Source organism: Psychrobacter cibarius (assembly GCF_016107535.1).
Lineage (GTDB): Bacteria > Pseudomonadota > Gammaproteobacteria > Pseudomonadales > Moraxellaceae > Psychrobacter > Psychrobacter cibarius.
The window spans coordinates 131385-153500 of sequence record NZ_JABASQ010000002.1 but is presented as its reverse complement, the minus strand read 5'-3'; the positions used below and the strand labels follow the sequence as shown (position 1 = coordinate 153500).

General features: G+C 43.1%; 16 protein-coding genes. 10 read left to right on the top strand and 6 right to left on the bottom strand.

The window, feature by feature from the left end:
• The first annotated feature begins 267 nt into the window (after nt 1-267).
• Nucleotides 268-753 (top strand): FKBP-type peptidyl-prolyl cis-trans isomerase, encoded by a 486-nt coding sequence (locus JFC08_RS02625; protein WP_045443514.1) that lies wholly within the window; start codon nt 268-270, stop codon nt 751-753.
• A gap of 577 nt (nt 754-1330) precedes the next feature.
• On the opposite strand, the gene JFC08_RS02620 is transcribed toward JFC08_RS02625, so the two are convergent.
• Nucleotides 1331-3541 carry a carboxy terminal-processing peptidase gene (locus JFC08_RS02620; protein WP_045443512.1) on the bottom strand — a complete coding sequence of 737 codons (2211 nt, stop codon included), beginning with the start codon at nt 3539-3541 and terminating at the stop codon, nt 1331-1333.
• A 554-nt stretch (nt 3542-4095) separates the two neighbouring features.
• On the opposite strand from JFC08_RS02620, the gene nagZ reads away from it, so the two are divergent.
• Entirely contained in the window at nt 4096-5181 is a 1086-nt protein-coding gene (nagZ, locus tag JFC08_RS02615) for a beta-N-acetylhexosaminidase (RefSeq protein WP_198329606.1), read from the top strand.
• 125 nt (nt 5182-5306) lie between these two features.
• Here nagZ and JFC08_RS02610 read toward each other — a convergent pair whose 3' ends face one another.
• Together JFC08_RS02610 and JFC08_RS02605 are read right to left on the bottom strand one after the other, a co-directional pair.
• Nucleotides 5307-6902, bottom strand: coding sequence for an OmpA family protein (locus JFC08_RS02610; protein WP_198329605.1), 1596 nt, complete (start codon nt 6900-6902; stop codon nt 5307-5309).
• 464 nt (nt 6903-7366) lie between these two features.
• Nucleotides 7367-8983: a hypothetical protein gene (locus tag JFC08_RS02605; RefSeq protein WP_198329604.1), complete on the bottom strand. Its 1617-nt coding sequence runs from the start codon at nt 8981-8983 to the stop codon at nt 7367-7369.
• A gap of 374 nt (nt 8984-9357) precedes the next feature.
• Between JFC08_RS02605 and JFC08_RS02600 the strand changes: the two genes are divergently transcribed.
• The 6 genes from JFC08_RS02600 (at nt 9358) to JFC08_RS02575 (ending at nt 14570) form a co-directional block, all read left to right on the top strand.
• Complete coding sequence (locus JFC08_RS02600; protein ID WP_198329603.1) at nt 9358-9966, top strand: rhomboid family intramembrane serine protease; 609 nt, start codon at nt 9358-9360, stop codon at nt 9964-9966.
• A gap of 167 nt (nt 9967-10133) precedes the next feature.
• The gene (locus JFC08_RS02595; RefSeq protein ID WP_198329697.1) at nt 10134-11099 is read left to right on the top strand and encodes a metallophosphoesterase; all 966 of its coding nucleotides are present in this window, start codon (nt 10134-10136) and stop codon (nt 11097-11099) included.
• A gap of 99 nt (nt 11100-11198) precedes the next feature.
• A complete protein-coding gene (purE, locus tag JFC08_RS02590; protein WP_198329602.1) occupies nt 11199-11759 on the top strand; it encodes a 5-(carboxyamino)imidazole ribonucleotide mutase in 561 nt (186 codons plus the stop codon).
• 190 nt (nt 11760-11949) lie between these two features.
• The gene (locus JFC08_RS02585) at nt 11950-13308 is read left to right on the top strand and encodes a 5-(carboxyamino)imidazole ribonucleotide synthase (RefSeq protein WP_198329601.1); all 1359 of its coding nucleotides are present in this window, start codon (nt 11950-11952) and stop codon (nt 13306-13308) included.
• Entirely contained in the window at nt 13308-13757 is a 450-nt protein-coding gene (locus JFC08_RS02580) for a YaiI/YqxD family protein (protein WP_087813938.1), read from the top strand. The genes JFC08_RS02585 and JFC08_RS02580 overlap by 1 nt, the downstream gene beginning before the upstream one ends.
• A gap of 174 nt (nt 13758-13931) precedes the next feature.
• Complete coding sequence (locus JFC08_RS02575; protein ID WP_198329600.1) at nt 13932-14570, top strand: NAD(P)H-binding protein; 639 nt, start codon at nt 13932-13934, stop codon at nt 14568-14570.
• A gap of 116 nt (nt 14571-14686) precedes the next feature.
• Here the strand turns inward: JFC08_RS02575 and epmA are convergent, their stop codons facing one another.
• The 3 genes from epmA to JFC08_RS02560 form a co-directional block, all read right to left on the bottom strand.
• A complete protein-coding gene (gene epmA, locus JFC08_RS02570) occupies nt 14687-15712 on the bottom strand; it encodes an EF-P lysine aminoacylase EpmA (protein ID WP_198329599.1) in 1026 nt (341 codons plus the stop codon).
• Between the two features lie 72 nt (nt 15713-15784).
• Nucleotides 15785-16894 carry a 4-phosphoerythronate dehydrogenase gene (locus JFC08_RS02565; RefSeq protein WP_198329696.1) on the bottom strand — a complete coding sequence of 370 codons (1110 nt, stop codon included), beginning with the start codon at nt 16892-16894 and terminating at the stop codon, nt 15785-15787.
• A 70-nt stretch (nt 16895-16964) separates the two neighbouring features.
• Nucleotides 16965-18092, bottom strand: a complete 1128-nt coding sequence (locus tag JFC08_RS02560) for an AI-2E family transporter (protein WP_045455346.1) — start codon at nt 18090-18092, stop codon at nt 16965-16967.
• 807 nt (nt 18093-18899) lie between these two features.
• Between JFC08_RS02560 and JFC08_RS02555 the strand changes: the two genes are divergently transcribed.
• Complete coding sequence (locus JFC08_RS02555; RefSeq protein WP_045455343.1) at nt 18900-20591, top strand: NAD+ synthase; 1692 nt, start codon at nt 18900-18902, stop codon at nt 20589-20591.
• Between the two features lie 244 nt (nt 20592-20835).
• A complete protein-coding gene (paeA, locus tag JFC08_RS02550; protein WP_198329598.1) occupies nt 20836-22110 on the top strand; it encodes a polyamine export protein PaeA in 1275 nt (424 codons plus the stop codon).
• Nucleotides 22111-22116 lie beyond the last annotated feature (6 nt).

Sequence of the window (22116 nt, the reverse complement as noted above, 5' to 3'; positions counted from 1 at the left end):
CCGAATATCCATTTACGGTCTTCAAACCACAAAAAACTGTGTTTATTTTCATAAAAAATGCCATTTATCAGTATAAAATAGCATTTTTTATTGTTTTTACCTTGAAAGTTATATGAGCCATCTCAATTAAAGATGCTAACTGCTAAAGTTACTTTAATAAACTGATGATAATTGACTAATGACGTGGCTATTTGGCTTGCTGATTGGATTTTTTAGGTTTATTGCAACCGTATTTAATTTTTTACATAGATATATTTAGGATAACTTATGACTATTATTGCAAAAGACACTGCCGTCAAATTCAATTACACACTAAAAGACGACGAAGGCAACATTCTTGACCAATCACCAGAAGGTCAACCACTTGCGTACTTGCATGGCCACAGCAACATCATTCCAGGCCTTGAGCAACAGCTAGAAGGTAAATCTGCTGGCGAACAAGTCAATGCTGTTGTTGAACCTGCTGATGGCTACGGCGAATATCAAGAGCAAGCGGTACAACATGTACCACGTGATAACTTCCAAGGCGTTGAAGATATCCAGCCGGGTATGCAGTTTCAGTCAGAAGCTGGCGGCCAAGTAATGCTAGTTACCGTTACTGAAGTAAATGACAAAGAAGTTACCGTTGATGCAAACCATCCATTGGCTGGCAAGCGTTTGACGTTTGATGTTGAAATCCAAGAAGTACGTGCAGCAACTGAAGACGAACTAAACCATGGTCATGTCCATGGCGCTGGTGGCGTTGAGCACTAATCTCTTCTAGAGTATAGTAAAATGTTAAATGGTAGTCTTTATTAAGACTGCCATTTGGTCAAAAAGGGTCAGTGGCTGATAAGGTTACTGGCCTTTTTTTACGGCTATTATTTATCACAATCACCTTTTTAAAATATGAGCCTCTTAGGCTTCCATTAAGCAACCTGACAGGCTTACAAACTATTCAATGCTACTGAGTTACCTATTAGCATCTATTAGCTAGTTAGTCGTGTTTCTCAATTAATATATAGCAGACGTAACAAAGCCGCATAACGACAAGCGTTATGCGGCTTTTATCACTAACCATCCATGTTATCGTTATATGATACCTAATCCCGGAGTATCCTATAACTGACAGGCATCCAGCCTTATCATCCTTAATCAGCAAACCACCTATCCCTGATGCGACCTTTGAGATACCAATCCCTAGTATCAATGAACCGCTTCGTTCAATCGTGCCGTACAGTTATAATCGCAGATTGCCTCATGGTTAGTAAGAGGTATAAACGTCAATCCATGTAAGCATATGCTTACATGGATTTTAATCACAGCCTTTTTAGCTGACAATACTGACCGTTTATAGCTTCTCTTCAGGGCTTAACAATGCTTTGGGTTCAGCGCTTAGCATAATATAGGCCGCTTCATTGATGAACGCTTCGTCTTCAGGTAACTCTGGGCGCTCCTTGGCTTTCATGCGGCTGCGCTCTTCAAATTTTGCATCCATTGCTGCTTGATAGGTGTTCCAATTGGCATAAGGGCGCTCACCCGTTGCAATAAGACGTTTATTTTCAGCCTCTAGTGAACGCTTTTCAATCAACTGCATCTTAGCTCGGCGGCTATTAATATCAAGTGGAATTGGTTTTTTCTCGTCTTCCATATCGCGAATGTTGTTTAGCGCTGAGAGATAAACAAACTGTGGGTTTTGCTCTTGACGAATTTTAGACTGCTGGTTAAGTGTCGCCAGCGTCGTATCAGTGAACTTACCTTCAGGCTTGTAAGGCGCCGTTTTGATGGTATCCCAAGGTAACGCTTTTTTCTGCGCACGTTCACCAAAAGTGGCATCATCGTAGATATTGACCAACTCTACATCAGGTACCACACCTTTATTCTGCGTACTACCACCAGTGATGCGATAGAATTTGCGCTGCGTTAAAGTGGCTGAACCCAATGCCAAATTATCGAGTTGAATCTGCGCTGAACCTTTACCCGTTGTCGTACTGCCAACCACTAGCCCACGACCGTAATCTTGGATAGCCGCGGCAAATATCTCACTGGCTGAGGCAGACGCTAGGTTGGTAATAACGACCACTTTGCCATCATAAAGTTGCTCACCGCCATCATCGTCACGGTAGACCTGAATGTTGCCGCGATTGTCACGGATTTGCACCATCGGTCCGCTCTTGATAAAGAAGCCAAGCATTTTTGCTACTTCATCCAATGAACCACCTGGATTATTGCGCAAGTCAACCACGAGGCCATCAATATTTTCTTTATTCAACGCTTTCAATGCTTTTTCGGTATCGATGCTGACGCTGCGATAATCCTCACCGTTACGGCGTGCCTGATAATTCAGATAAAAGCTCGGTATCTCAAGGACGCCGATGCGTTTTGGCGTTTTATCAATATTAGGGCGCTGTACTTCTACCACGCGCTGGGTAACCCCTGACTCTTCTTGTTGAATAATGTCACGAACCACCGTCACGTTACGGGCACTGGCATCAGGCGTATTTGGCTGACGCACTTTAATGGTCACTGACGTGCCACGTTTACCGCGAATCAAGCTTACAATCTCACGCGTTGACCAGCCAACCACGTCTGTCATGTTCTCGCCATCTTTGGCAATACCGATAATCAAATCATTGGGTTTAATCTGACCAGATTTGGCTGCCGGACCACCATCAACCAAGGTCACGATGCGGGTATAATCTGGGTTTTTACGATCAGGGCGAATAGAGACGCCAATGCCTTCTAATTGCAGGCTAGATTGGATTTGTAATTCGTTGGCCTGAATCGGTGCGTAATAATTACTGTGCGGATCGTAAGTCAACATCGCCGTATTTAAGATGGTTTCCATGATTTCATCGTTTGTGAGACGCTTAAACTGCTCTTGCTGTCGCGATAAACGATTTTGTAAAATCTCGCTTGGTGTACGTTGGTCGTTGCGCACCAAGTCTTGCCCACGAGTAATATCTGGATTGCTCAGAAATACTTTTTCTTTGGCTTTTTCATCTTCTTGACCCAAGGTAATACTCATCAGCTGAAACTTAAGCTGACGCGTCCAATAATCACGCTGCTCTTTTTTGGTTTTAAAATGATTGAGTTTTTCACGGTCAAGTACAATCGTATCATCACTCGTCAAATCAATATCGGTTTTTAGCATCTTGCTCGCCATCGCAAAATACTCATTTGAGCGTTTGCGATAGCGTTCAAAGACCTCTACTCCTGCAGATAAGTCGCCACGCTTGAGGCGAGCACCGAATTCATCGGCGTATTTTTTCTTAAACTCATCCACATCAGACTGCAAAAACAACGTATGGTTTGGGTCAAGGCTATCGATATACATAGACAAGATTTCGCTGCCCGTTTTGCTATCTAGCGGCTGATTCAAATAGTGGCTACGATCCAGCAATGCGGCTACTTGGCGAGTGGTGACTTTTTGTTCAGGGGTTTGTACAAAGCCTTCAGTATTGGTGTCGGCCATTGCCGTCCCGTAGCTCTGGGTGAGAATAATACCGGCGATGCCCACTGACGCTGCACTGAGTAACCACTGTGCTGGTTGTTTTTTCATCATATATACCTAGTTATTTTACGTTAATAATATTATTTGTTTTATGAAAATCAAAAGTGACTGAATCAATCGCCGCCTATAAATGCTTTATCTTTAAGTCACGAAATATTTATCTACCATTATCAATCGAATATGTATTCAATGATAGTTTCTAAAATCTAAAACGATACTTTCTAAAATGCTATTTTCTGAATAGTTATGGTCACTAAATGCCATTGCTGTTTGCTAATATATTGTTAAAAATCACTCAATATTATCATGCACATAGCTATCCAACTGTCTCAAACTGTATAAGCAATCTTACACGCTACGCCTGCACATACCAAACTTTCTATGACATTTATTGTTCATCATTATTTGGGTCATTTATTGACGATTCAATGCCCACTCGCGAATTGATTTGAGTCTATTCATCTGCCACATTATGCTCATCTAATAATAACTGTCATAATAAAGCAGTTTTGATAATAGTGGCACACTGCCAATTATCATCATTTATTTATTTGAAGCTGAACCGATCATATAACAATATATAACACCATAAGGATTACGCAATGTACGGCGTCTTAATGATTGATATCGATAGTACCGCACTGACAGCAGAAGATGTCAGCTTAATCAAACAGGCACAGGTGGGCGGGGTGATTCTATTTGCCCGAAACGTTGCAGATGCCGCACAAGTACGGGCGTTGTGTGACGACATACGTTATCACAACCCGGACATATTAATCGGCGTCGACCAAGAAGGTGGACGAGTCGCACGCCTGCGCAATGGCTTTACCCCACTACCCGCCATGGGCAAGCTTGGGGAATTATTTAATCAAGAGCCTAGCCATGCGCTAAGCTGTGCTTACGATTGTGGCTATCTAATGGCAAAAGAAGTATTGGCCGTGGGCATTGATCTCAGTTTTGCCCCAGTACTTGACAGAGATGGCATCAGTCAAGTCATTGGGGATCGTAGCTTCCATCAAGAGCCGCAAGCGATCATTGCGCTGGCGACTCAGTTTATGCGCGGTATGAAAGCCGCTGGCATGGCAACCACAGGTAAGCATTTCCCCGGTCATGGCGCGATTGCCCCTGACTCCCATGTGGCTGAGGCCATCGATACGCGTAGCTTGGATGAGATTATGCATAGCGATATGCAGCCTTTTGCCCAAACCCTACCGTGGCTTGATGCCTTAATGCCTGCCCATGTTATTTTTTCGCAAGTCGATGATAAGCCAGCAGGTTTTTCTAAAATTTGGCTCAAGGACATCATACGGGATCAGCTAAAGTTTGATGGGGTCTTATTCTCTGATGATCTATGTATGGCAGGTGCTCAAGCTGCGGGCGATGTCAGCGCACGTGTGAAAGCCGCGATTGAAGCGGGTTGTGATATTGCGCTGGTTTGTAATGATCGCGTCGCCGCCCATGAAGCCGCAGAGACCGCACAAGAGCTGCCTTATCCCAATCAAAACCGTATTAAAACAATGTGCGGACAGATACCAACATGGCAAGGTGATCTGGAATCAACTTGTCAACAATTCGACTATTGGCAACAGGCAAAGAAAAACGTGACTCAAACCTTTTTTAATCCTCAATCTGAGGCACAAGCGACTCACAGCGCTACTGAATCAAAAGATCCGACCGCTTATAAATAATCGCTTATTATTATATACATATCATAAGCCACCTATAGATAACAGCTTTAACAAAATAAAAAACCGCACCTTTTATAAGATGCGGTTTTTTTAAATTAGTAATGACTCAATCAAGCTGTTGTACATTAATTGGCAGGATCGACTGCCGTACCTTGAGTGGCATCATCACCATCAGGCAATAAGTCATCGTTATTGCTATCCAAAGGGTTTAAGTCTGGGTCAAGCGCGTTATTACTAATAATCATACCATCGTTTGCACTGGCCATCTCGTCATTGACTATAAACTCAATACGGCGATTACGGAAGCGACCCTGCTCAGTTGAGTTATCAGCGATAGGCTCTGATTCACCCATGCCTTTCGTCATCAATTTACTAGCATCAACACCTTGAGATACCAAATACTCTTTCACTGCCTCAGCGCGATCACGAGACAATTCTACATTGTAGGAATCCGATGCCTGACTGTCAGTATGACCGATAATCGTCAGCTTCATATTCGGTACTTCGTTGATAATCTTAGCAGCGCGGTCAAGCAGCTCTTTATTGACATCAGGAATGACCGCTTCATCCACTTCAAAGTTGATCACCTGAATACTCAATGCACGAGCCACATCACGTGGATCTGGGTTTTTACCAAGATTGGTCATAGCAACATCCGCAGCTGCCAAACTATTATCAATCTCACCCTGCAAATCTAACGGCCCTTCGGCTTGTATGGTCATCGCAGGAACAGCCGCTTGCAAGTCAGCCACTAGCTTATCTAATGCCGCTGCATCAGGCGCATTGACAGTGATCACATCGCCTTTAATGATCATGCTAGCATTTGGTACATTTTTGACGATAGGCAAGATAGTAGCTAGCTGAGCCGCTGCTGGCATATCTACTGCAAAATTGTCATCGACATCAGCACGGCATTTATTGGCTTCTTCACCAAATGCACTGGTTAACGCATTCATTACATTGGTCTGCAAGGTCTCGTCGCCCACATTCATACGGCAAGCATACAGCTCACTATTTTCACCAGTCGCAATGCGCAATGATGCAGGCTCAATATCACCTGCCACTGCCAACTGACCCTCTCCCTGCGCTGCTTGTTGGGCAGTAGCCACCGGTGTAGCGACAGGCTCAGGGTTCTCTTGACAACCACGAAGTAAAGCCCAAGCCAATGCGCCTAAAATAATCAAGCCAATAATGGGGAGCAATGCTTTCATAAAGCTGCCTTGCTGCTCTTCTTCGCGTTGTAATGGAGCGGTGCTCACCGTATCAGAGATACGCGCGCCAGCAGCAGGCGTCGCTGCCAACATACCGACTGGCAGAACGGCGCTTGCCCAAGCAGGGATATAACGCTGGTAACTGTCGAGATTATCATTTAAGAACTGCGGCACTGGTGTAGTACCTGCCAAGCTTTTGATTTCGTGAAAAGCCAGTGGCGCTGCCATCGCTATCAGTCCACGCGAAGACGTTGCATCAACATTATGCTTGCCTGCCAGCTCACGAGCGATTTGATCACGTTGCGAATCATCGCTCCATACACGGTCATAAAAACCTTGGTCGTCACGAGTGATATTCTCATTTGCAAAACGATTATAAGTATCGTTATCCGCTAAGCGAGCCGCAAAAATAGCATAGAACTGTTCAAGCAGCCCCTTTTTAGCGGGACTATGATCATCTTCCAGCACGGCTGGGCTGACTGTACGCGTCAAATGACTGATAATATCCATAATACAATTCTCCTATTAATGCCTATATTAGTATCGATTTATATAATTAAAGTATTCAAAAAATGCCAGATAAAATAATGATTTGAAATAAGAACCATGACAGCTAAAACCATCTTGACCCTGTTCAATTTTCATCATTATAAAAGTATTAAGTCAGTGTTAACAATCAACAGGTTGTTGTACAAATGATACGTTAGGTAATATTTCAAGTGTCACACGTAACCAAAAACATGGAAAATAACCAATCATTAACCCAGTGAGAAGCCATAAAAGAATCAGTAAAACTTATGTATAAATAGAGAAAATATATCCTTTTTTCAGATACTTTATGGTTTTTTAAATAATTCTGACTGGGTATCAACAGAAAAAATGGCGGTATAAGTCACTTATACCACCATCCTTACTTGATAACTTGTTTCAATGGATAAATGATTAAACAATCGTTAAACACCTCTATTATCCAATCATTTATTCCTTACCTGCGCAGGTTCAGCGATGATGAGTGTGCTTGCCATATCATCTACTTCCGATTCTGAAATAGAACCTGACGGTCTGTTATTCATCGGTGTATTGTTAGGAATGTTGCTGGAAATATTGTTGGCATTGTTACTATAATTGTTGGGTACAGGATTAGGTACGATACGATCGCCTGTATCATCATCTGCTGCTTGGAACTCTCCAGACCCACTGTTGTTATAGTCATTAGCATACTGATTATTGGCAGCTCCCTCATTCTCAAACTGGTTATTCGTATTATTCATTGCATCAGCATCGTTACTTTCAGGCAATGGTAATGGTGCAGTACTATCGATGACCATGGCAGGTATCAAAGTACGCATATCCGTAACCAGTCGTTGCAATAGCATACTATCTGGCGCTTCTAACATAAGACGATCATTCTGCAAATGTAGGCGTGCAAATGGCGTAGACCTAATCATCGTCAAGACATTGGGCAGTACTTCCTCTGGTAAATTGGCACTACTACTGGCAACTCCAGCCTGTACTGTCAATTCACAAATACTCGCTTGCTCACCAAAGCTGGTATTGAGCGCTTGTTGCAAGGTGCTTTGCAGCGCTGCATCGCCAATGGTAGCGCTACAGGCATACAGACTACCGCTGTTATCTACGCCAACGATTAGCTCAATGGGAGTCATCGTTGGCGCTACTGGTGCAGGCGTTGGTGCTACCACAACAGGCACTGTCGCAGCGGCTTCTACAGGCGGCGCGTTGTTCGGTCTGATCAATATTGCCCAAGCAGCAAGCCCTATCGCGGCAATGGCTAATATTAATAACCCCACCCGTACCACTAAATCATTACGTTGATTGCGAGTACGCACTTTTTCTTGCTTCATACTGCTATTTTCTGCCAAATGATGCGCGGATGGATTGGCATGAATGGCGCCAGCATGAGCGCTAAAATGACCATCGGTATCACCTATCCTCATACTTTCTACATCAGTATTTCCAATATCTATTTTATCTGCTGTATCAGCATTTTGCCTATAAGCGGCTGTCGCTGCGGCGATCGTACTGGTATCTATATGAGAATTTTTTCGTCCATCCAAAGAGGTGTCACGCACTGGTACGCCATCAATATCTGCGACGATGTGTGGGTGTGCTTCTGATGCGCTATTGACGTTTTGAGGAGCAGTAATAATAGGTGCTGACCACATCGGTAAATACTGACGCAATGCTGCCTGCTCTCCCTGCAAAAACGCTGGCAAAAACTGGCCGTTTGCCAATACTGTCAGCTCACGATAAGCCAGTGGCGCGGCATTGATTAGCAGCTGTAACGTAGCAGACTCATCAATATGATGGGTAGCAGACAGCTCTCGGATCATAATCTGTTGTACACTTTTATCTTGCCACAGTTGATCCAACAGTGGACTTTCTGTGACTCTATCAACCATCCCTTGCTCGGCGCGGATAAATTGTGAATACACTTGCGGCAAGGCGAGACGTGATGCCAAGATGGCATAAAACTGCTCCAGTAAGCTGATGTAAGCCACACTATCATGACTGTTACGCTCACCTATGACAGCTGGCGTTATGGTCTTTTCTAATTGGTCGATAATACTCATAGATTACTGCCTCTTTCGGCCTTTATTTTAAATTTACCAACGCATGAAACGTTTATTTTACTTGTCGTTAGCGTCTGTATGCTTGGATACCGCTCTCATTTAACCCACCATTACCGTCAAGATACGAAGCATTACTCAATTTGCCTGACAGCCTGCTATATTATTCACTATAAAAGCATATAAATGCACTATTTTGTCACATAATAAGTTTTTGCATTGTCATAACTACTGTTAGTATTACTTTATTATAAATAGCTCATGCTTAATAATTGCTTGTCAGTCCTATTTAGTTTGCACTCAGCCATAATGCGTAGGCTTTGAACATTGTTATTCATCACCTTGTCACATATCAGGCGCAGCCTAAGGATTTTCCTTTGTTCAATCATACGACCCTTATTATTATTATCACGGTTATTGTCAGCTTAGTGGCATGGCAAAACAAAACAGTATTTAATCGACTTATTTTTTATCCGCCAGCGGTAAATAATGGGCAGTGGGACCGTTTTGTCACGCATGGCTTTATTCATGCCGATAGCATGCACCTGCTCTTTAATATGTTTACTTTATACTTTTTTGGTCGTGCTATTGAAGGACTGTATCAGCCGTTCTTATTTGGTTATGGTTTTGTGGTCTTTTACGTATTGGCCATTATCATTGCGATGATTCCAAGCTATCTTAAGAATAAAAACAATGCGAGCTATTTAAGCCTTGGCGCATCAGGCGGTGTATCAGCCGTGTTGTTTGCTTTTATTTTGCTGGCACCGTGGGAGAAAATCTACCTATTCGCGATTATTCCTATACCTGCGATATTATTCGCCGTCGCTTATATCGCTTATAGTATCTATGCAGACAAACGGGGCGGCTCTAATATCAATCATATGGCGCATATGTGGGGCGGCGCGTTTGGGGTTATTGCCACGATTATTTTAGAACCGCAAGTCCTACCGCATTTTATCAATGCGCTATTATCACCTGGGCTCTAAGTTTAGTAATAAAGCTTAGTAATAAAATTCAGTAATGAAGCTCAGTGGTAAAAATTGAAATGAGCACTTGGGTTATGATGACAGTTTAAGTAATTAAGCGATGATTAACGTCGCGTTATGTTTTGCACAAACTTATACTCAACAAACTATTTAAGAATTTGATAATTATTATGATAGATGTTATCGGTGATATTCACGGCTACGCAGACAAGTTAATTGGCTTATTAGAGCAGCTAGGTTACGTTCATAACGGCACGTACTTTGTACCGCCAGCAGGGCATCGGGCGTTATTTATCGGTGACTTGATTGACCGAGGACCACAGCAATTGGCTACCTTAGAGATTGTTTTTGCCATGTTAGATGCTAACGTGGCAGATGCGATAATGGGTAATCATGAATATAATGCCCTCGCCTTTGCCACACTTGACCCTGATAACTCCAGCCAATATCTGCGCTCGCACAATGACATACATACGCGCCAACATGCCGCATTTTTAGCCGAAATAGCTTTTGGCTCAGAGCGTCATCAATATTGGCTTAATCGGTTATATGAGCTGCCTTTATGGATTGAAACAAACGACGCTTGTTTTGTTCATGCCTGCTGGGATGTCGATAGTATGGCGGTATTGCAGCCATTATTGACTGACGATAACTGTTTAACGCCGCACGGGCTAGTCGCCACTGCCAAAGAAAACACGGCGCCATTTGACGCGCTAGAGCGGGTATTAAAAGGTGTAGAAACAGCATTACCCGACGGCATGGTCATGGTCGATAAAGAAGGCACTGAGCGCAAGCGCGTGCGAGTATGCTGGTGGCTTGACGGACTGAATAAGCGCCGTCTTTACGAGGTGGCGCGTGCGCCTGCATCAGCATTGGCTCAGATTCCAAAAGAGGTGTTGGCTGAAAATATTGATTTCGCTCTGAAAACGAATAAAGCGGTATTTGTCGGTCATTATTGGTTAACTGGCACGCCTGAGCCACTGAGTTCACAAGTTGCCTGTACTGATTATTCAGCGGCGGTAGACAGCGGATATCTGACTTGTTATCAGCTCAATACTGAGCAACCACTGCCACTAAGAGCCAGTAACTTTGTCCAATATCACCATGATAAATCTGCAAACCCCAATCCATAAAATTGGTACTATTGCCCCCGCTTTCTTATTAAAAATCAAACTTGGCTTTACGAGAGCAACAAAACTTTTGTATGATGGTCTTTTTGAGGATATCAAAGCATGAGCACCACAACAGCTACTGTTAACACGATGGATCAAAACAGTCCTATCGCCTCCCCTGCTGGTCAACCGAAAGTTGGCATTATTATGGGATCACAATCTGATTGGGCAACCATGAGTGCGGCAGCGCAATTGCTCGCAGACTTTGATATCGCTTTTGATTGTGAAGTGGTTTCAGCACACCGTACCCCTGATAGATTGTTTGACTATGCAAAAAGTGCAAAAGATAACGGTCTACAAGTTATTATCGCTGGCGCTGGCGGTGCTGCTCATCTGCCTGGCATGTGTGCCAGTCAAACGCCGTTACCTGTGTTTGGTGTTCCTGTAAAGTCTTCTATGCTCAGCGGTTGGGATAGCCTCTTGTCTATCGTACAGATGCCTAAAGGCGTCGCAGTTGGCACATTAGCGATTGGCTCAGCAGGCGCTTACAACGCTGCCCTGCTTGCGATTCAAGTGTTAGCATTGAATGATGAGACCATTGCGGCTAAGCTGGACAATCTGCGCCAAACGCAAACTGATACCATCCTTGCCAGCCCAACGCCCGGCATTATCAATACCTAATTACCTATCTTTGATAGCGGTTCTTGAATCCCATTATTGAGATATAGCGGCTATTTACTTGATATTTATTTTTAGATGGGTTTTACTTAATACAAGGTGCATGTAATGCACCTTTTCCTATTTTAATAGATGACTTTTTGCCTTTTAATACACCCAAAATATTATTCATTTTTAACTCAAAGAGCCTGCCATGACTACAGCGAACGCTTACCCTGTTACCCAAACCATTCGTACCATCGGTATTTTAGGCGGTGGTCAGCTTGGTATGATGCTTGCCGAAGCAGCGATGCCACTTGGCTACCAATGTGTGTTTTTAGAAGACAGCGCTGACTGCCCTGCTAGCCTATACGGCCGCGTCTTTCATAGTGATCAATTGGAAGACTTCATCGCCGCAGCAGACGTTTTCACTTTAGAGTTTGAAAACACACCGACGGCGACTGTAGAACAGCTTACTGCCTTGTCGAAGTCTGGTAGCAAACAAGGCATGTTTCCGCCATTGATTGCGCTTGATATCGCTCAAGACCGCTTGAAAGAAAAGCAGATGTTCAATGCACTTGAGATCGCCACTGTACCCTTTATGGCTGTCAATTCTGAAGCGGATTTGCAGCAAGCCTGTCATGAATTAGGACTGCCTATCGTCCTAAAAACCAGCCGCGGCGGTTATGATGGTAAAGGTCAGTTTGTGATTAGACAAGACAGTGATATCAAGGCAGCATGGCAAGATCTCAAAGATGCAGTTACGGGTAAGGGCTCACTAACGCCAACGCCAGCACCTTTGATTGCAGAAGGTTTTATTAACTTTAGCCGCGAGCTTTCTATTATCGCCGCACGCGCACAAAATGGTCAGGTTCGTTGCTACGATTTGGTCGAAAACCATCATCATAATGGTATTTTAGCCAAGACCCAAGCGCCTGCCGTTGGCACCAGTCATTTATTCAAACAAGCAACCGATGCCATCACCAAGATAATGAACCATTTAGACTATGTTGGTGTGATGGCACTTGAGCTCTTTGTGACCAAAGATGCGCGTGGTCATGACACGCTACTCGCTAATGAAATTGCGCCGCGCGTACATAACTCTGGGCATTGGAGCATTGAAGGCGCTGTCACTAGCCAATTTGAAAACCACATTCGCGCCATCGTCAATCTGCCATTAGGTGATACCGACAACGTGCATCCAGCGATTATGCTCAATGTCTTGGGACAATATCCAGATATCAGCGACGTACTAAATATCGATGGCGTACACTATCATAGCTACCACAAAGCAGAACGCGATGACCGCAAAATTGCGCATATTACCTTGATGCCCAATGATGTTGCCGACTTAGAGCCTGCTTTAGCCAAGCTCGTCGCTACGCTACCCAATAAAATGGGACTTGAGAAAAAACCATCTGCGATTGATAGCCAGCCAAAAGCGGCAGATAGTCTAACCACTACTGACAATAACAATGACAATATTTTAGAGAGTATAGAAGTCCATATCGATGACAGCCAAACAACTAAAGTTATCGACGCTAAGGCAAAAACAGAAAAGGTTAAGAAATAATGCAGATTTGGGTAGATGCCGATTCGGTGCCATTGATTGCCAAAGATTTGATTATCAAAACCGCTGAACGCACACAAACCATGGCAATATTCGTCGCCAATCAGCCGATCAAACTGCGTAAGTCACCACTGCTTGTTATGACAGTGGTGCCATCAGGGTTTGATAAAGCCGATGATTATATCGTTGAGCAAATACAGCCAGGCGATCTGGCTATTACCAGCGACATTCCTTTGGCTAATGACATTTTGGACAAAGGTGGTATGGTCTTGACCTCTCGCGGCATGGTCTATGACAAAAATAATATCAAGCAAAAGCTCAATATGCGTGATTTTATGGATACCATGCGCGGTACTGGCGTGCTCGAGCTACAAGAAATGAGTGGTCAAAAACCTTATGGCGATCGTGACAAAAAAGCCTTTGCTGATGGATTAAACAAGTTGGTACGCTAGTTTTCACACGCTTTGTCTTTTGTTTTTTGATCTTATCCACTTTGCAAACTGTATACACGCCATAACCAAACACTATGCAATCGGCACGCTTCATAACGAAGTATGCCGCTTTTTCTTGATACGCTATATTCAGTTTTTACAACAACGATAACGTATATAAGAATAGGAATGACAATGAAAATTTTAGTAATTGGGGCAAGTGGTCGAGTGGGAACGGATTTGGTCAAGCAGCTATTAGCGGATAACCATCAAGTTATTGGCACGACACGCCAAGAAGAAAAACTGTTTACCGATGACAATTATAGCCAACTCGATTTAGATATCACTGCCGAAAAAGAGGCCATACAAAAGCAAATTGATCAAGACATTGACGCTGTCTATTTCGTTGCAGGGTCTGGCGGTAAAGACGTCTTAGAAGTGGATTTACATGGGGCGGTCAAAACCATGCAAGCCGCAGAGGAAAAAGGCATTAAGCGCTATATTATGCTTAGCACCGTCTTTTCGTTAGACACCAGTAAATGGGACAATGCTGGTATTGCTGACCTAAAAGAATACTATATTTGCAAACACTATGCGGATCAGTGGTTGATTAATAACAGTAGCCTTGACTACACCATCGTTCAAGCAGGAGCACTAAAAGAGCGCGAAGCAACTGGTACAATCACTGTCAACGATGATAATGCTAGTGAAAACTCAATTGCCGATGTGGCGACTACTTTGGCAGCCGTCTTAAATGCCAATAATACCATCAAGAAAGTGTTTAGTATGCATAACGGTGAGACTGCGATTGATGAAGCGATTGCAAAATTATAAGAAGCAACTTTACAGCGATTAAAACGAAAAAAGCGAGTGAGCCTAATGGGTTACTCGCTTTTTCCTAATAGGCTAGTCAAATAAGTGGCAACTATATTAAGTCTATCAATAATCGACTAGGCCAAACCGCTTGGAAAAGAAATCACATCTTCTAAACTATTCGCGCCTGTGATCACCATGAGTAATCTATCGATACCAACGGCGATACCGCTACAGGGAATTAAAGCATCAGATGCTGCTAATAAATGCTCATCGATTGGCATTTGTGGCAGGTTATGACGCTTACGCAGTTGATTGTCTTGCTCAAACCGTTCTCTTAACGCTTGTCCATCTGCTAGCTCATCATAAGCGTTGGCAATCTCAATGCCATTGATATACAGCTCGAAACGTTTAGCGACTGTATTGCCTTCTTTATCAACCGCTGTTTTTGCCAGTGCCGCCGTGGCAGGTGGATATTCTATAATCAAGGTCGGTAAGTCGTGACCCAAGTTTGGCTCGACCGCATGACTAAACAGCAAATCCAGCCAGCTTTGACGAATATCTGCTTCGCCATCTTCTGTGTTAGCCAAGTCGCTATTAAAATCAAAACCTGTCAAACCCTTATCTTCTGCTACTGCTTGCAGGGCATCAAGGCTAGCTGTTAGCGGATGTATGCCGACAAAATCCATAAACGCATCAACATAGCGGTAATGACTCATTACCACTGAATGTCCATAAAGCGCCGCTAATAATTCACCTAATTCAGCCGCCATATCATCCAGACTATAATTCGGCTGATACCACTCAAGCATGGTAAATTCGATATTATGGCGTACGCCTATTTCGTTATCTCGAAATACGGAGCAAATTTGATATATAGGCACTTGCCAGCTGGCAAGTAAACGCTTCATGGCAAACTCAGGTGAAGTATGCAGATAATAAGTACAATGTTTATCTTGGTAAGTCACTTGTGCGGCGACTGATTGTAAGAAAGTATCGGTATTGCCAGCCTGCGATAGTAGCGGTGTTTGCACTTCAAGCACTTGATGCGTGGCGAAAAACTGACGAATGGTGCTCATCAATTGCGCACGCTGCTGAGCCATTGACAATGTCATGGTCGGCGCATAGCTGGGTTTTGAAGAAGAGTTACTTATTTGGGTCATTATTATTTACTGCAATTAAAGGATAAGAATAAGTTCTCAGATGCTACTTTAGGGTTGAAGGCTGCCTAACTTTTACCACTGCCATTCGCGGCGTAAGTGATAATCTCGGCGCAACTGATCAAAGTCAGCGCCCTTTATTTGACCGTCAGCCAGCTTGCTTCTTAGTGCAGCATCATCGTGCATGATGTCGTAAAATTTCTGTAATCTGTTTGGATGTGCTTTTAGCTCAGACCAGAGATAAGTATTGAGCGGTAGCAACTGATGCATCGACAATACAGGCAAGACTGCCAATTTTTCACAGAGCGCATCATAGATGATTTGCGTACCACGCAGCTTACCTTCGACCGTATAGCCTGCGATATGAGGGGTGGCGATAGCCAGTTTGGACAATAAACTCTCAGAAATCTCTGGCTCAAATTCAAACACATCAAGCACTACTTGGCGATCTGTGCGCTCAATATCTGCTTCTAAATCACGCGCATTAATGACTGGTCCGCGCGCACTATTAATCAACAAGGTATACGCAGGCATCACTGCCAGCGTAGTTGCGTCAATCAGATGCTTTGTTGGATAATCACTGCCCTTAGGGTTTGTAGTATCTTTATCGGTTAAAGGCACATGTAAGCTCACTACATCGCTTTGGCTAAGCACTTGCTCAAGGCTGGCATTATTCGTATTCGAGGTAGGCAGTAATGGATCATAGCCTAGGACCTGCCAGCCTAATTCATTGGCATACTGAGCGAGCGTACTACCAATATTACCAAGTCCGATGATGCCCAATGTTAATGGCTGCGTGGATTGCTGCCAATATTGCGGACGCAACGTCAAAATCGCCGTCAAGACGTACTGCGCGACAGAATGTTTACTACATCCAGCCGCATTGGCGAAAGTGATATTTCGCGCCGCCAAATAATCTTGATCGACATGATCGGTACCGATAGTCGCCGAACCGACAAATTTTACGCTGTTATTATTGGCTAGCAATGCCTCGCCTACTGGTGTCACCGAGCGTATCAACAGCACATCAGGCTGAACGTCTGCGAGCAACTGCGCATTGATATCACGTCCAGCGACGGTGATTATATTGACCGTCTGCTCAGGCATCTGCCCAAGCATCGAAGCATTAAAAAACGCATCCAAGCTTGAGATATTGCTATCGGCCACGATAGTAATGCTGTCAATAGAGTTCGCTCTATTTTGCATAACGTTTGCAGTATCCTTATTTAACATGACTATGTGCCTCTACGTGCCTCTACTCTGATTCATTGACTGGTGGCAACGTTTGGTTGTCAGACAACACCAAATCCTGCGGGGCAAATATCTCATTTTTATGCTGCGATATCCATTCTCGCCATACCGCCAATCCGATGGCTAGCACCACAGGACCGATAAACAAACCAACAAAGCCAAAAGCCGTTAGACCACCTAATACACCAATAAAAATAATAATAAAAGGGATTTTGGTCGCGCCACTAATCACAATAGGACGGATGAGATTGTCAACCCAGCTGATGACCAAAGTGCCCCATAGTGCCAAGCCAATCCCTTCTACAGTATGACCTTGGCTTAACAACCAAATGGATACACCGCCCCAGACAAATGGCGTGCCAAACGGAATCAGGGCGATAATAAAGGTTACGATAGTGAGTAAGATAGGGCTTGGTGCACCAGCGAAGTAGTAACCCACACCTGCGAGCAGTGCTTGTGCCAATGCCGTCAAACCAATGCCATAAACCACCGCACGCGTGGTCGTACCCACAGAATCAATATAGCCATCGATGCGATTACCAATGATATTACGCAGTGCTTGGCGAATTTGACGCACCAAACTGGTACCATCACGATAAAAGAAAAACAACGTCATCAGCGCCATACCTAACTTGGCAAGACCGCTAAACACCACATCAAATGCTACTTTGCCATAATATAAATGTGACTGTACCCAAATACGAAACGCCTCTAACGTCCCTTCTGGGTTTTTATTGATTCTCCACAGCACATCTTTCACTTGCTGACCGATGATAGGCATATCTTTGATAGAATCAGGCACATCTAAATAGCCCACTTTTATACGATAAATCAAGTTACTGATTAGGCTCAAGGCTTCTTGCTGTAGAATAAAAACACCGATAACCAGTGGCACACCTATCATTAAGGAGATACTCACCGTCATAATAGCAGCGCTAAAATTAGGACTCAGCTTTACTTTTTCGTAAAAAAAGTTATAAATAGGAAAGGTAACATACGCTAAAATCGCCGCCCATAATGCGGGTACAATAAAAAATTGTACCACTTGAAAACACAGTACGAACAGCACCACCAATAAAGTAATAGCCAATAAGCGCTGAATAATAAATTCTTTTGTCCAATTTTCAATCATAGCGTATAAACCAAGAGCAGACAGCAAAGATCTATCGCGACCTTGCTGGCAAGTTTATAAATGTGTGATGAATATCAACTCACAGACGGTGCCCATAAAAAGACCCTGTCCATTAGCGGTATTCATTAGCGAGGGGTGTAAACAATCCGTACCAGTAAACCTGCTTTGAGAGCATCAAATCGTAGCATACCGTAACATACTTACGGACGATAGTTTTGACTAACGCAAGATAAATATCAAGCGATTATCACGGCTTATTATGCCGCAAAATACGATAATGATATAACGATATGTTGTAATCTTTACTTACAACTTTCTCTGTGCAAGCTTACTAGATGATGACATTAATAGATAGAAGTTGACACATAGATTTAACATGTAAAAACAAGGCACTAAAAGGATATTTTACATTCATACTGTAAACTGACCTATTGAAAGGTAATTCACTGGCGCGTTCTATTTGCAACGATAATTGATGCTATACTAAAGCAATTATTTTAAGCTTTTTAATAGCATTAAATTCGTTTGTTCTTATTTATTTGGATCATTCTACATATATAACATTTTTCAGACGATACGCTACAGCCCTCTTTTATCGTCCTTCTATAGACTATCATAAGATCAAACCTGTAGAGGGGCGTTACAATGTTGGATGCTGTGCGTAAGCAAGCTCATCATATCCGTTCACTATTAGAATTCGATATGACAGAGTGCTATTTTGAGTGAATTTCGGATTTACTTTGATTTTATTTTAAATCAACAATGACCCAACAAATTTTAAACCATATATCGATAGGAACAATAACAATGTCAAAAGACAATGATAATCCCAATATAACTCCCTCAACTGAGGCCAGTAAGACCAATAAAACCCAAGAAACCGTTACTTTTGCATTGGCTCAGTCGCATTTTTTGGTTGGTGATATCACTGCCAATGCTGAAAAAATGCGTGCACTCGCATTGCAAGCTCGCGAGCAAGGTGCGGATGTCATTATTTTCCCAGAACTTGCTTTATTAGGTTACCCACCGCAAGATTTATTACTACGCCCAAGCTTATCTGGTCGCATCAAAAGCGCCTTGTCTACTTTAAGTGATATCGATGACATCGTGATGATTGTCGGTTATCCACATGTCGACCATCATGGTACTTTCAACTCTGCTGCTATCTTGCATAATGGTCATCAAAAAGGCTTTTATCATAAGCAAATCTTGCCAAATTATGGCGTATTTGATGAGCGTCGTTATTTTGATAAAGGTCGTAACCAAGTTTTATTTGACTATAAAGGCATCACAATCGGTCTGCTCATCTGTGAAGACTTGTGGGAAAAAGGCCCTATTGCCGAGCTTAAAAAGCAAGGTGCTGATCTGATTATTAGCTTGAACGCCTCACCTTTTGAGATCGAAAAACAAGACAATCGTAAAACGATGCTGGCCAAGCGTAGCCGTGAGAATAATTTGCCTATCGTCTATGTCAACGCCGTTGGCGGTCAAGACGACTTGGTATTTGACGGTGGTTCTATGGCGGTGCAAGCTGATGGTAGCGTTGCGCACGAAGCACCACGTTTTATGAATCAGTTACTTCTTGCCACTTTAGACGTCAAAACTGCCAAGTTTAATAGTCAAACTAAAGCGCCATTAACACTGAGCCGTGAGTCAGAGATGTATCAAGCACTGGTCGTTGGCCTGCGTGATTATGTCAACCATTCAGGATTCACTGGTATTATCCTTGGGCTATCAGGTGGTATTGATTCTGCCTTAACACTATGTATCGCTGTTGATGCTTTGGGTGCTGACAAGGTATATGCGGTGATGATGCCTTATGAATATACTTCTCAGATTAGTCTAGAAGATGCTCAAGCACAGGCTCGCCGCTTAAATGTTTCTTATACGGTTTGTCCTATTTTTGATGCGGTTGAAGGCATCCGTCATACCTTAGCGCCACTATTTAACAAATCGCCAGCAGACACCACTGAAGAAAATATCCAAGCGCGTGCGCGCGGTGTGGTACTGATGGCGCTGTCCAATAAGTTTGGGCACTTGGTCATCACCACCGGTAATAAGTCTGAGTTGGCGGTTGGCTATTCAACATTATATGGTGATATGGCAGGCGGCTTTGATGTGTTAAAAGACGTTTATAAGTCACAGGTTTATAAATTGGCCAGTTATCGCAACCGCTTGGAAGACACCCCAGTCATCCCTGAGCGTGTCATCACTCGCCCGCCATCTGCTGAGTTACGCCCAGACCAAAAAGACCAAGACAGCTTGCCTGACTATGATGTATTAGATGGCATCTTAATGTCATACATCGATGAAGACATGGGCTATCAAGACATCATTAATAAAGGGTTTGACGCTGAACTGGTCGCAAAAGTCATCCAGATGGTAGACAATAGCGAATATAAGCGTTTACAAGCGCCAATCGGTACCAAAATTAGCCATAAAGCCTTTGGACGTGAACGTCGTTATCCATTAGTGAATAAATGGTCAGTAAAAGGCTAAATTAGATTAACCATTATTGCTTGCCCTACTTTTATTATGTAGAACGCGAGCAACATGGCTAATTTAATACTTTTATAAAAAATCAAATTTCTTGACGATTAGCTGGGTGCTTACCCAGCTTTTTTAGTTTCTATAAACCGATTTTTAATGCCAAGCTGTTATAAATAACGCTTTCTTTTTGTACTTCTAACCTCTTCTTTAACTTCAATTATTTTAATCCCTATATTTTTTTACCGAGTATGTCATGAGTTTGCTAACCGCTAGTATCTTTCTTCTTTTATTGCTTGCACTCAGTGCCTTTGTATCCGCTGCCGAAATAGCCATCGCTGCTGGTCGCAAAATTAAGCTACAAATCATGGCAAAAGAAGGGGATGTCCGCGCATCTGACGTCCTTAAAATGCAAGAGCACCCTGGCAGTTTTATTACTGTCGTACAAGTGGTTTTGAATGCCGTCGCTATCTCAGCTGGTGCGGTAGGTGAGTCAGCTATTAGCCCTTATCTAGAGCTTTTGGTGAAGAATGAAGCAGTGTCATCCGTCATATCATTTGTGCTGATCACCAGTTTGTTTTCTCTGCTCGCTGATTTGATGCCCAGACGATTGGCGATGTCAAACACTGAAGCTATCGCTGTACGTCTCGTACGACCAATGATGCTATTAATTTTTATATTCAAACCCGTGATTTGGATATTTGATGGTGCAGCAAATGTCATCTTTGAATTACTGGGTATTTCAACCATACGGCAAGACGATATGACGCCAGAAGATATTTATGCCGTCATGGATGCAGGTGCTGAAGCTGGTGTGCTCAAAAAACAAGAACATCATCTGATAGAAAATATCTTTGACATGCAAGAGCGCACCGTAACGTCGGTGATGAATCCACGTGAAAACATTGTTTATTTCGATACCAAAACGAGCACTGAAAAAGTCGTTGAAGTGATGATTGAACAACCACATAACAAGTTTTTGGTCTGTCAGGAAGATGATCTAGAGCACATTATTGGTTATGTAGAGTCGCGCAGCTTTTTGGCATTGGTTCTTAACCAGCAAGAGGTCAGCTTAACAGACAAAGCCCTACTAAAACCTGCACTCTTCGTTCCTGATACCTTGTCCTTGTTTGAAGTATTAGAGATGTTTAAATCTACAGGCGCTGACTTTGCCGTCATCGTGAATGAGTATGGATTGGTAGTGGGTGTCATCACGCTTAAAGATGTGATGAGTATCGTCATGGGCGAGCTTGTCACCTTGGAGGAGCAACCCATTGTTCAACGTACTGACAACTCGTGGCTAATCGATGGCATGACTCCTATCGAAGACGTCGTACGCGCTTTAGATATCGTTAATCTACCACGCAGTCAGAACTATGAAACCATTAGTGGCTTTATGATGTACATGCTACGCAAGATTCCAAAGAAAACCGATACTATCGAGTATGCCAATTATCGATTTGAGATTATCGCAACGGACAATCTCAAAATCACTCAGATGCTGGTGACCAGAATGGATGAGACTGTCTGATAAATA